The sequence below is a fragment of the Thermodesulfobacteriota bacterium genome (genome assembly GCA_036397855.1).
GTDB lineage: Bacteria > Desulfobacterota_D > UBA1144 > Nemesobacterales > CSP1-2 > DASWID01.
Genome location: DASWID010000013.1, coordinates 1 through 13,204, shown reverse-complemented (window position 1 = coordinate 13,204; position 13,204 = coordinate 1). Strand labels below are relative to the sequence as shown.

The 13,204-nt window shown below is 38.5% G+C and carries 10 protein-coding genes; 4 read left to right on the top strand and 6 right to left on the bottom strand.

Annotated elements, in window-relative coordinates; translation table 11 throughout:
- The 3 genes from VGA95_00880 to VGA95_00870 all read right to left on the bottom strand — a co-directional run.
- Positions 1-2,968 (bottom strand): UvrD-helicase domain-containing protein (locus VGA95_00880; protein HEX9665095.1); only part of this gene is annotated, 2,968 nt, incomplete at its 3' end.
- A gap of 115 nt (positions 2,969-3,083) precedes the next feature.
- Positions 3,084-3,452 carry a GxxExxY protein gene (locus VGA95_00875; protein HEX9665094.1) on the bottom strand — a complete coding sequence of 123 codons (369 nt, stop codon included), beginning with the start codon at positions 3,450-3,452 and terminating at the stop codon, positions 3,084-3,086.
- A gap of 208 nt (positions 3,453-3,660) precedes the next feature.
- Positions 3,661-6,666, bottom strand: a complete 3,006-nt coding sequence (locus VGA95_00870; protein HEX9665093.1) for a PD-(D/E)XK nuclease family protein — start codon at positions 6,664-6,666, stop codon at positions 3,661-3,663.
- A 111-nt stretch (positions 6,667-6,777) separates the two neighbouring features.
- On the opposite strand from VGA95_00870, the gene VGA95_00865 reads away from it, so the two are divergent.
- Entirely contained in the window at positions 6,778-7,446 is a 669-nt protein-coding gene (locus VGA95_00865) for a hypothetical protein (GenBank protein ID HEX9665092.1), read from the top strand.
- 190 nt (positions 7,447-7,636) lie between these two features.
- On the opposite strand, the gene VGA95_00860 is transcribed toward VGA95_00865, so the two are convergent.
- On the bottom strand, positions 7,637-8,248 hold the full coding sequence (locus VGA95_00860) for a hypothetical protein (protein HEX9665091.1): 612 nt from the start codon (positions 8,246-8,248) through the stop codon (positions 7,637-7,639).
- A gap of 116 nt (positions 8,249-8,364) precedes the next feature.
- Between VGA95_00860 and VGA95_00855 the strand changes: the two genes are divergently transcribed.
- Positions 8,365-9,402 (top strand): WYL domain-containing transcriptional regulator, encoded by a 1,038-nt coding sequence (locus tag VGA95_00855; protein HEX9665090.1) that lies wholly within the window; start codon positions 8,365-8,367, stop codon positions 9,400-9,402.
- A 196-nt stretch (positions 9,403-9,598) separates the two neighbouring features.
- Here the strand turns inward: VGA95_00855 and VGA95_00850 are convergent, their stop codons facing one another.
- The gene (locus tag VGA95_00850; GenBank protein HEX9665089.1) at positions 9,599-11,011 is read right to left on the bottom strand and encodes an MBL fold metallo-hydrolase; all 1,413 of its coding nucleotides are present in this window, start codon (positions 11,009-11,011) and stop codon (positions 9,599-9,601) included.
- A gap of 171 nt (positions 11,012-11,182) precedes the next feature.
- On the opposite strand from VGA95_00850, the gene VGA95_00845 reads away from it, so the two are divergent.
- Together VGA95_00845 and VGA95_00840 are read left to right on the top strand one after the other, a co-directional pair.
- On the top strand, positions 11,183-11,593 hold the full coding sequence (locus VGA95_00845) for a DUF6438 domain-containing protein (protein HEX9665088.1): 411 nt from the start codon (positions 11,183-11,185) through the stop codon (positions 11,591-11,593).
- A gap of 469 nt (positions 11,594-12,062) precedes the next feature.
- Positions 12,063-12,239, top strand: a complete 177-nt coding sequence (locus VGA95_00840) for a DUF1059 domain-containing protein (GenBank protein HEX9665087.1) — start codon at positions 12,063-12,065, stop codon at positions 12,237-12,239.
- Between the two features lie 449 nt (positions 12,240-12,688).
- Here the strand turns inward: VGA95_00840 and VGA95_00835 are convergent, their stop codons facing one another.
- The gene (locus VGA95_00835; GenBank protein ID HEX9665086.1) at positions 12,689-13,057 is read right to left on the bottom strand and encodes a hypothetical protein; all 369 of its coding nucleotides are present in this window, start codon (positions 13,055-13,057) and stop codon (positions 12,689-12,691) included.
- Positions 13,058-13,204: the final 147 nt, after the last annotated feature.

Genomic DNA, 13,204 nt, shown 5'->3' with positions numbered 1-13,204 from the left:
TATATTCTGAAAGCTCCTTCTCCTCTATTTCTCCTTTAGATGTATATTTATAGTCAAATAAACTAATTCGATCACCTTCTTTAATCATCAGGTCGATTTTCCTCCTCTCCGGTAATCCATCTATCTCCAGATAAAAAGGTATCTCCCTGTCATAAGAGTCCGCATTAATTATCCTTTCAAAAAGCTCCGAGCTTAAAAAGTCCTCACCTAATTTATTTAACTTCTTCTCCAACGAATCATCTAATACATATCCTTCATTTAGGACAAACCTTACGGTTTCTTTTATGCTTTCCCGTTTAAAGTCCCATATCTGCAAAAACCTGTGCATAAGCGCTCCTTTCTCCAGTTCGGAAGGTTTTTCTCCAAGCTTCTGTATGATTCTTTCGTCCTTCGGATTGTCTGATGCAAATCCATTAGGATCGACATTGGAAAATCTCTCAATGATGGTATCTACCTCAACTTCTTCTTTGGTCTTCGTTTCTTCTTCTGTCAACATTGTAGAATCCTCAGTTTTCCATATCGGTATATTTAGCCCCAGCGCACTTAAACTTTTATCATCTAAATTTGAATGTATCTTAAAAACGGTATTGAATAACCCTGCAAATGAAGACTCGTTGATTTTAATATTCCCGTCTTTTTTGATCTGTCCACCAAATGAAATAATAAGCAGCTCCTTTGCCCTTGTTTTAGCGACGTAGAGTGATCGCTTCTCTTCTTCCAGGTTATCGCTGCTCTCAAGCTCATTGATAATCTCCCAGAGCTGGGATTTACTGCCCTCATATCGAACCAGAAAACCACTCTCTCTCCTGGCAATAACAGTGTCATTCCCGCCGCCCGGACCATGGTTTAAATCCATGAGAATAACAACCGGGAATTCTAACCCTTTTGCCTTGTGAACCGTCAAAATTTTAACCGAGTCCTCCTCCTCCAGTTCCGCCTGTGCAAGAGGTTCGCTATCTTCTAAAGCGCTTGTATCTATGTATTCCAGTATTTCAACTATTCCATGGCCGAGCGCCTCTAACCTACCAAAAATGCTTATCAGCTTTTTTATGTTCGCATATCTCGATAAGCCTTCCGGTAGAGCTAGTAATGCAGCATCATAGCAGGTCTTTTCCAATATGCATTCCAACATAGCCAACGGAGTGAAAGATAAGGCTTCTTTTCTTAGCTCTGATAAAAACAAAAGATACTCATTTATGCTTTCAACAGACTTTCGATTTGTATAGTACGCCAGCAGCTCATCATCTGAGGCTCCGAGGAACAAGGATCTTAGCACAGAAGCCTCAGAAATCTTATCACTCGGGTTTAGAAGATACTTAATGAGCACAGCGACATCGCGTATTTCATGCCGACCAAAGAATCCACTGCCGCTGGACGAGTAGTAAGGAATATTGTGTTTGCGAAGCTCATTTTCCAACAAGTAAATATTGCTTGTCGATCGACAAATAACTGAAATATCTTTGTAGTCATATCCATGACCACGTAACTGTATGATCCTTTTCATTACACTGGATGCCTCCTTCTTCCTCCACACCGAGGCGTCAGCATCAAAACTAAATATAAACTCTACGAATCTTTCGCTGTTATTTGCTTCAAGAGTAGCCTCCATATGTTCATAACCCGCATGAAAGAGCTTCTCGAAGAATCTGTTGTAGAACTCAATTAGCGCGTGATGAGACCGGTAATTTTTTAAGAATTTATCTATCTTGCCTGCGTCTTTCTTAATACCGGTGAAGACTCCCAGGTCCCCTCCCCTGAACCTGAAAATCGATTGTTTGGGATCTCCCACAATAAACGTATTGGCACCGCCACCGCCATTCTGGGAGAGAAGTTTAATGATTTCAAACTGAATAGGATCCGTATCCTGAAATTCATCCACCATAATAAACTTGAATTTGCGGCGGTAGCGACGCAGGAGGCTATGATTATTAAGTAATGATTTTCTACAGACTTTTAATAAATCCTCATATTCGAGGTAAGAGGCCTTTACTTTTTTGATAGTCAGAAATAAATATGTTCGTGAAGCCAATTTCAAATAATTACGAGTTAATTCGGAATCATATAGATCCAAGATACTGTTAACCAGTTCCAATAAGGAAGTGGCAACTACCTTTTCAACCTCACTTGCACCTTTAAGTCCTAAGATTCCATCGTTTATATCCAATTTATTTTTAATTTTTGAAAGAAGCATAGACCTGATAGCGTTATTTTTCCTATTCAATAAATAAGATGAATAAGCCCTTACCGATTCTATTCTACTTTGTACGTAGCCGTTGGATGAATCTGCCAAGCCAGTTTTGACCTTTTGTATTAAAGTATTTATCAAACGATTACCATCAAAACTGGCCTTTCTGTCTTTCGAAAAGACTTTACATTGATGCTCGAGATCAATATGGAGCCTATTAGACAATGAAATAATGGAAAAAAGCCTTTCCCTAACCCTTTTGCGATCATAGCCTTCCTCTGCCAGTATCGAAAACACAAGTTCATTATCAAGTTCATCCTGAGACTCCCAGAGCTTCATAATAAATTCATCTATAGCCTCTTCGATGAACAATCTTCGTTCAATACCTTCTATGATTGAAAAGCTGGGTGGCAGCAAAGACTCAAACGGATTTTCCTTTAGAATTCGTGCAGCGAAACCATGAATCGTGCTTATGGGTGCATTTGGAAGTCTCTTTATGGCTTCCCTATTTATGTTGTTGGTCTCACCATATAGTTCAATATATGAATTAATCATATCTCTTATCCTCTCCCTCATCTCCGACGCCGCATTTTCCGTAAAAGTGATAGCAACAATTCCGTCGACTTTTGCCCTACCCTCTTCAAGAATTTTAAGATACCTCGCAACAAGGGCTCTGGTCTTTCCCGACCCCGCTCCGGCTTCAACGACAATGTCCCTGCTAAGGTTGAGGGCCACCCTTTGCTCATCGTTCAAATTCATAAACTCTTCGATTCTGCTTTTCATAACTAACTCTTTTGCCACGAATTAACACGAATAAACACGAATTTTATTTTTGATTTTTTTAAATAAAAAAATGATTCGCACTGATTTGTGTAAATTATTCGTTAGCATTCTAAAATCAAAGTACCAGTCTCTCATATTGAAGTTTCTTTTTCCCGAAATTCAGTAAAATTGCCAGCGGTAACTTAGTCGCCCGCAAATAGTTCAAGGCCTGAGCCCTATGAGCGTCACTAATTTCATCCAATGCCTTAATTTCTAGTATAATCTTCTCGTCGATTACAAAATCAGCGATATAATCCCCAACAATCTCATCCTCAAAATAAACTTTGATCGAATGTTGTTGTCTAGCATCAATACATTCTCTTTTCAACAGAATCATTAGTGCGTTCTCATAAACCTTTTCCAAAAATCCATATCCAAGTCTGCTGTGAACCTCCATTGCCAAACCGATAATTTTGTAAGATAACTCCTTATAAACAATTTTCATTGTATTCAAAATCAAATTGATATATTCGTTAGTAATTATGCAGCCCTTTTGTCTAATTTGTTCAATGCATCTTAGCATTAAACCAATTCGCGGCTAAATTATTATTCTCAGCCACTAATGCCCATGAAGAAGGACGGAACCAGTTTTTTATTTTTTTTAGATAAAATCATCTTATTCGTGTACATCTGTGTAAATTCGTGGCTAAACACTATAATCGCCTGAAGATCCCTCCCGGCGCCCTGCAAAGGTCTGAGTACTCACACCATCCGCAGGGACCTCTCTCGTCCTTTCTCAATTCAACTTCCTTATTCTCAAAACCCAATCCCTTTTCGTCGATAACCGGAGGGAAGAACCCCTTTCTCATGAGGCTTACGTAAATCCGAACCTGCTCTTCAGCACAGGATATTTGATCTTTCACACTCGTTTTTGCATTCTCTTGAAACCCTATCTCACGATCCGGGCTTTCCAGAAATCGGAAAAAGCCTCCAACCGGTTTTTCTCCGAGCTTACTGAATGCGTAAAGATAGAGCGGCAGCTGGAGGTTTCGGAAATCAAAAAATTTTCTCATCGATGACGGTCTCAATTTATAGTCTATAATAAGCAGCCCCCGATCTCCGACATCAATCCTGTCGACTATCCCTGATAATTTTATATCGTCGATTTCGAAATCTATTCCTTTTTCGAACCCCGCTGGGAAAAGACCTAACTCGTTCCATTCTTTTATACGGATTAGTTCAAACTGAATAAATTGGGGCAAAACCTGTTCAGTTATTCTTTTTATAGTCAGTGCCCTTTTACCTTCAGAAAGCCAACTAAACTCTTTATTAAAATCCCTTTCTTTTAAAAGCCCCTTTAGTGATTCACTAATCTCTTCATCGCTTATTTTCCTTAAATCGACCCTACCCTCATTTTCTTTAACTAATAATAGAAGAAATTCCTTTAAGATTCTATGATAAAAAAGGCCTAAGTCTAGAGCACTGACATCATCTTCAATTTCATCTACCTTTTTTAAATTAAGTATATGGCCTGCAAAAAACCTGAACGGACATTGGCCATACGTTTCCAATTTTGTCGGGGAGAATTCATTTAATTGAGGAAGCAGTTCAGCATTTTCAATATTCCCCTCAAATTTTGAATAAACACCATTGATCTCTAGTCTCTTAGTTTCGGCCTTTATGCCTTTCAAAACATATTTTATGCGTTCAGGTAAATTTTCAGAGTAGTTCTGGAATTCAAAATTCTGGTTACGATATACGTAAAAAAGATGTTCAGCTAGCTTAGGTTTGGTATAAAGATTTTTGTGCGATTTGAATCTATCTTTCAAGAAATGCTTTTTAACCTTTATTCCCAGCTTCCTCTCAAGCTCATACACTAGATAAGAAGGAAGGTTCGATCGATCCTTTTCATCCCTATAAGAGTAAGAGATATAAAGTTTCCTCTCAGCAGATGATTTGATCAAATTGAATAACAAATCTTCTGATTCATAATGATGGAACTCTTCATAAAGAGAACGATTTCCCATGTAATTGTTGATATGTGCCCTTTCGTCATTCTTTAAAATCGGATCCCTGATGAACGGCAACGGGAAACTTTTTTCTGCGACATCTAAAACGAATAATACCTGAAATGTAGTACCCCTTGTTTTTAAGGCATCTAGTATTTGTACTGTCTCTACACTTTCGGCACTAGAATGTGAAAACTTCTCCTCAATCCAAAGCTCCTGCAAAAGATTTATAAATTCGTTTAATTCCGCAACCTTCATGCCCTTAAATCTAAACTTTGAAAGATAGCGAAGCTCTTTAATAAAACTATGAAAGCGTTCCCAGTTATTAAACTGATCATCTTTATTGCTGGAAAATTCTTTTACCGATTCGCAAATAAGAAGCTCATCCATCACGTTGGCTAGATCCTCTGTCAATACTCCTACGGCGAGAGAATTAAGCTTGCCACTGATTATAGATATTAATCTTCTAACTCTTTCCACAACCCCAAAATTCTCATTTTCAAATAAATCGCTTAACAACTCATCCCAAGCTTTCACCCCTCTTAATGTTTTTTTCCTGCTTGATTTGAGATCAATCTGACTCACAAAGTCATAAATTTGTTCATGCTTCAAATAAGCCGCTAAAAAAGGATTCCTGAGCAGGTTTAAAAAATGCTTTTTTTCGAAACCGGAGGATTTTACACGCAGTAGCGTCAAAATAAACTGACCCAAGCCCAATGCACCCAATCTCCCTGCGGTCGAAATGGAATAGGGTATACCTAGTCTATGTAATTCGCCGGCGTATAGGCTCTCTTTATTTACCATTGTTCTTGATACTATCGCTATCTCACCAGGCCTATACGCTCCATTCAGAAGCAAGCCCTTAATCTCAGTTGCAGCAAATTCCACCTCTTCTCTAAGTGATGGGAAAGAATGAATTTCTAATTCACATTCGATCCGGTTTGTCTTAACCATTTTTTCAATTTCAATCCTTCCAAACCAACTCTCAATTTTACTAATGACAACCGATTTGAATCCCGGTACCTTATCAAGAGGGGGAACATATGTAGCTAGATCGTATCCAGCCTTGTCTATAGCTTCCAAAACCTCTAGCTGAGATGGAGTAAAATCATAAAACCCGAAAACAACGATTTTCTTCGCACCCGGAAGAATACGCGATAATCTGCCCTTGAGAGTGGATTCTGAAAGAAGCTTTAGTTTGTCTATATCATCTATGAGAATTTCCCTTTCCAGTTTGTCTTTATAACTCTTAAAAATTAGCGCCAAGTCCTTTAGCTTGTCCTTTAGATCACCCTCAGCCTCCTTCTCGCTAATATCTGCCAAATCCTGAGGCATAATCTTCGCATGTTTTAACTCCGCGATAATTTTTAAAAGCGATTCGGAAAACCCCTTTACAAGAAATTTATCTTTAAAATAAGAGAAATCTGCATTCAGATCATCTACAATCTCCTCCATCATGAAGAGCCTTCCCATTCTGGAGATTACATTTCGACGTTCGTTAGAATCCAAGTTAGAGATAAATGACAGCTTCCCAAAAGTGAGCAGTCTCTCTCCCCACAGTCCATTTCTTTTAAGAAAAAGGTTCTCCGCCTGAACAATAGCGGGGATATCAGGAAGTAAGAAATATGTGGACTGATCATCTAGTTCTATATTCTCTTTTTCAACGACATTCTCAAAACTTTCACCGCTCTCGGTTTGCACGATTCTCATTTGCTTGAACCTCTATAATTTAAATGATGAATCATCAAAGTTTAAAGTTGAAGGACCCGGTTTTTTATTTTTCTCAATCTATCAGTATAGTTATGGTAGGAGGAAATCGGCATGGGTGATTTTTTCGAAAAGTTAAAGCTCGGCTTAGATAAAGGCATTACCACTGTCGGTGTAAAGTCAAAGGAGTTGATCGAGACCCAAAAAGTTAAGGGGCAGATTAGCAAAATTGAATATAAAAAGAGAAAGGCACTTGAAGAACTCGGAAATATTATATATTCACGGTACCAGACACAGACGAGGTACGGAATCAAAACTCCATCACAAATTGCTATGCAGGAAATGGAACTGGGAGAATGGGAATTCGCGCTCTTCGAGGTTTTAAATAACCTCTGTGAAGGGAATATCAAAACTGATTTCTTTGAAGAAACAAAAACAGATTTTAGAATTAGCGCCTCCTCACTACTTAACAAAGTTAAAGATATCTTGCCTAAAATTGATAAGCCACAGCCTTCACAATGGCTAGGCAGAGTGATCACAAAATTCAACCTCCATGACGATAAAATAACAAAAAGAATAAGAGGAAAACTTGAAACCATTTATGCCTTTAATAAGAAACGAGTCCCTTCGATAATTGAAGATGTTACAAATAAAGTAGGTTTCAATGAAGAAACAATTAGTACGAAGTGCGAAGAAATATATGAACTAGATGAACAATTAACAGAAAAAGAGAAACAATTAAGCATGATACACGAAAAAGCATCAAGAGCGCTCGAAACGTGATATAATGAAACTCCCTGCACCTGCATGGTATCCTTTTAAATTTAAAAAAGCCCAAGAAGTCATTCCGAGGAGAGAAACGACGAAGCAATCCATAAAAAGAGATCCCTTCGCTCCGCCCGCAATGACAACGGAAAACCTGCAGGAAGCCACAGGGAATTCGCCAGGTAAGGAGCCAATTTAAAACTAATAATCACGTTAAATCTAAAAGTGCCCTTTTACCATTTTCATTATCCGAAGACACGAGTTCACCTTCCACGCTGATGAGATAACTTTCATCATAGCTCCTACAAAATATATAATCTGTAATTCTTCCAAACATATCATCATACCCACCGGTCTCCCGCTGGTGGTCAATGATGATTCTATGAATTGTCTCCACCTGATCATCCAATCCCATTTTGATTATGTCCTTGGGAAGATCTATAACCTTCCATTGTTCGAGGCCCACATAATCTACTAGAGATCTATCCTTCGGCTTTGAAAATGTATGGTTTATCCATAAATATGGACGAAATGTATTTCTTTCATACTCCTCGCGGCGCTGTAATGAAATTTCTTTCTGTTTTTCTAACTGCCTAGCTGTTTCATCTAAGGCTTCTTTGATAAGCTTCGGCATCAGGTTCAAAGTTTTTGGCAATCTCTTCCCTATCTTCTCATTACACCTCCCTGTCCGAAACAGATTTTCAAGGCGGTTATAACCCTCTATAACATCATTCTCAAATCCAAGCCCTCTTACAATGTCCCTTTTTCTATCCCTGTCTCCACCGATCGCATGATTTATCAATCTCGATATTTCATACATGCTACACCTCCGAACTTTTTTGAATTTGTAAGTTAGTTTGCATGATTGAATGGACATATTCTGTCCATTATTGAGTATAATTTTCTAAAAAATAAGAAATTGAGGAGCTGACCTAATTGATAGACATTCCAGAGCCGATAGGCAAATATGACCGTTTTTATTACCTCATCGAATCCCTTTCAAATCATAGAACGGGGGCCACCGTTGAGGAGATTGCGGCAGCGGTGATGAAAAGCGAAAAAACCGTAAGGCGCGATCTAAAAGCCATGGAAGGCAATATTTTTGACATCGATGTAATAAAACAGAGGGGTGAAGACAAAAAATACAGATACAGAATAGAAAAGCATGCAACCAAATTCAGACCCCTGCTGCTCAGCCCCTATGAGGTCCTCTCCCTTTACTTCATCCGTGGTTTTGCACATTTCAAAGATATACCATTTATGCACCAGCACCTGGGCGAGGTATTCAACAAAATAGATGTTTCAGCCGAAGAGGCTCAGAAGCGAACGGGAAACGATTTCTTCAAAAGGATTTCAAGCCTGTTCATACTGCCACGTGAACTCGGAGGAAAGGTCTATAGCGAAAAGGATCAGTTGAAATCGATCGAAAAGATTATCGAAGCGGCCATCAACAATCAGGCATGTGAATTTTATTACGGAAAAGGCGACATTGAGAAAAGATATAAAATTATTCCTCTTCATTTCTTTAATTATAGAGATGCAATGTATATTCTATGCAAAAACATAACAAACAATGAGAATAAAATTATCACTATGGCACTGCACAGGATAAAGGATGTTCATGTTCTTGATGAATTCTTTGAATACCCGTCAGATTTCGATGTAATTAACTTTTTTAGGAGCAGCTTGTTTAATTTCGAGGGTGAGAAGCATAAAATAAAGCTAAAATTTTCCCCTGAAATCAAAGACTATATATTAGAAAGAGAATGGTATCCCAACCAAAAGGAAGAATTGCTTAAAGATGGAAGCGTAATACTAAACTTTGAAAATGAGATCAATCTTATCCTTGTCGGCTGGATAAGAGGATTCGGATCAAATGTAATGGTTTTGCATCCTCCAGAGCTAAAAAAAGAAATAATCAAGGACATAAAACATAATCTTCTACAGTATGAAACTGGCGAGTTTCTCTTTTAGTGGTTATTAGGCCTTGGCTAATGGTGCATCATCTATACCCGCCTTCATCCTCCCGATTAAGGTATATTTGGAGGAGATATTTTTATTTATTTTGTTTGATAAATGGGTAAAGAACCAAATAATCCGAAGTGGGCAACATGATACTATGATCGCAAAGAATTCTCCATAAAACGATTTGCTGGACAGGTAGCATATATTAATGCCTTAATACTCTCTCGTTGCCAAAAGCAGGAATTTCGATATTATTAAAGCCTTCACGTTCTAATGCTGATTTAAGTTTATACTGTCGATCCAACTCGCCGTGTACGAGAAAGATGTTATTCAGCTTATTCTTATCCAAATTCGAAAGATAATCTATGATCTCAGGTTCATCCGCATGAGCACTGAAAGAATCCATTATCTCGATCCTGGCCTTCACTTCTTTTTCAATTCCAAATATCTGCACCCTCTTTTCCCCCTCGCGAAGTCTCGCACCCAGCGTGTGATTGGCACAGTAACCAACTATTAGCACTGTATTGATTGAATCTTCGATGTGGTTTAATAGATGGTGAAGTATTCTTCCCCCCGTCATCATTCCGGCTGCACTTATAATGATTGCCGGGCCCTTAAAATCGTTCAACTGCTTAGACTCTTGCCTATCACGTATGTACTTCAGATTGTTAAAACCAAAGGGATTAGGATCATTGATCACGTACTCCATTATTTCTGAATCGAAGCACTCAGGATGTAATTTAAATACCTCAGTAGCATTAATTGCCATGGGGCTATCTACAAACACGGGTATTTTGGGTAGCCTATTCTCTGTTTGTAACTTATCCAGCGTATACACGACCTCTTGGGTAGGGCCCACACTAGAAGCGGGAATTATTAATTTCCCGTCTTTATTGATACAGGTTTCCTTGATTATCCTCAGTAGCGTTTCCTGATCGTTAGGAAAGTTGTCATGAACCACACCTCCGTAGGTAGATTCACAGATAAGATAGTCAAGATTCTGCATTGACACTGGATCTCTTAGAATCGGTCTGTTTGGTCTTCCGATATCTCCACTGAACCCCACGAAAATGGGCTCTTGTCCTATTTCATCGATTTTGAGTGTTACACTTGCGCTTCCAAATATATGACCACTGTCCCTTAAGAGTACCGACACATTATCGCTAATTCGGCGCCATGTATCGTAACTTATCCCCACAAAATATTGCATACAGTTAGAGACATCATTAATTGTGTACAATGGCGCAGAATCCTCCTTCAACCCCTTCTTTCTCTTTTGCTTATTTATGAAATAGGCATCTCTTTCCTGAATCTTTGCACTATCCATAAGCATCACAGCAGTCAAATCCCTAGTCGCACTAGTGCAAATTATCTCTCCATTAAAACCGTCTTTCACCAACTTTGGAATACGACCACTATGGTCAATATGTGCATGTGAAAGTATTAAGCAATTGATCGTAGACGGTTCAAATAGCCATGCGCTATTGAAGTCTATAAATTTTTCTTCTCTTCCCTGATATAATCCTGCATCCATCAAAATTGCATGCCGATCACTTAAAGTCAAAAGATGACAGCTCCCCGTTACTGTTCTTGCCGCGCCACAAAATTTTATCTTCATCTTCATATAATTTTCCTCAGACCTTTTATAAGCAAGTACATTTGCGGAGAAGAAAAATTAATATTCCAAAAGACATCACGATTAGTATAGTAAAATAAACTTAAATTAAAAGCAGAGAAAACGAGACCCAACGTCGCTTAATTGTATTAACTATGATCTTAATTTCTAGCGATGAAAAAAAATAAAACAAATGATTTTGAAAATGAAGTGGTAATTACACTCGTAAGAAGAGCTTTTAATGGAACATGTCCGGTTTATAAGCCAACGCTATATGCTAATGGGAGATGTGCTTACGAGGGTGAAACATTCGTCAGAGTCATAGGTAGAAAAACATTTACAATCAGTGAAACCAGAATTAGAATGCTAATTTCATTAATTGATGGAATTGGATTTTTATCCCTAAAAGAAAGTTATGAAGAAGGCGTGATCCCCGACATGGCCACGGCTGTAAATTCAATAACTATAAACGGGAAAACGAAAAGTGTAAGAAATTACTACGGGGATCCAAACGCTCCGAAAGAACTCACCAGATTAGAACACATGATAGACAAGACTGTGAACTCACATCAATGGGTAAAATAAATGTTCACGTCTTCGTAGCAACATCTTAAACAGCCTTTCAAATATTGCCCTTTTGATTATGACATAAGCATTATCCCCTTGCCGGGATATAATTATAATACACCATTTTTGATTATGTCAAAGTTTATTTAATACATTTAAACACAACGGCTTTGATTTATGCTCATATTAATCTGTAGTACAACCAATATTTGACAGTGCGTTTTAATAGAGTTCGGCGACGCTTTTGTCTTTACAAGAGCGGACTTCGAAGAATGGTGCAAGGAAATAGGATTCAAAAACACCGAAGTCCTGCCACTCGGTGGACCTGCGAGTGCAGCAATTGCTCACAAATAGGCGATGGGTTACATTTTTAAGATCGCTTCTTTACCATTTTTTTACATGAGACTGTAACCCACAATCCTTTTTGACGTTACGGATTTGACTATATTCCACCGCCAGCTATATTAGGTTTAAGGAGGTTTTCACAATGGGCAAAATCATACAATGCAACAAGGTAAATCCAAGTTCTGAATGTAATCACATCATTCGCGGAGAGACCGAGGAAGAAGTGCTGGAACAGGCCAAAGTCCACGCAAAGGACCACGGTTTGGAACCGACACCTGAATTATTGGAAATGGTAAGAGCGCACATAGAGGACGAGTAATCGGTTTTCCTGACCTTATCTATTTCACACATTATTGCTATTTAAATATCATGATTTTGTGTTAAACCGTGCATCCTGAGCAGAGGTCGAAGGATGACATGCCTTATGTATTTTCACACTTCGACAGGCTCAGTGTGATCGGGATAAGTGCCGGACCATGATCATTCGTATGGTCGAAAAGTAACGGCGACTGATCAATTCTAAAAAAAAGATTTAGCGTCTTGTAACTATTTTTGATGATTTTTAAATTCTCTTCTACCTATCGATGGGAAACTTCGGTTAAAGCTAATGAAAGACGTTTATTTTCTTTCAACACATCACATGTAACCTTTGTCCTAATGTTTTCGAAGAACACAAAAACATGTTGAACTATTCCGTTTTCTATATCCATAATCGAGAGTGATGTAAAGCCATATCTTTCAGGCGTTTGTTTTTTACTGTCTTCGACTTTATTGAAGGAATTTAATCGCATATAAAACAGGACCAAGCATCCTGCTCTGATTCGTGCGTTTTATTATCTGAGCATTACCGTGAACTTTAATTCCGCGTGGCTCAAAAGGATCTACGGTTCCAACATCGTCAATGATCAATGCAACCTTGTAATTTCCTCCGCCAATATTCTTGTGCTTTAATGTCCTTTCCATATTCAGACTTGGGATGTAAAAATGCTCTCCATCGAAGGCGAGTAAAGGAAGATGTACCCCGTAATCCATGCCAACTCCTGCTTCCGCGAAATACCCTCCGGGCCTTTTCAAAGCATCTATTATAAGACCGCTTAGATCATTTTCAAGTAGCTGGATACCTCTAAACCATGCCATCAGAGTTTCCAAGGATAAATTTTTTCGCTAACATATACGAAAAGATCTAATCTGGTCTTCGGAATGACTTCAGTTTCAGAGTATCGTTATGGCAGGTTGTTTGAATATTATCGAGGTATAGGAAAATGTATCAGCCAGGCACAAGGT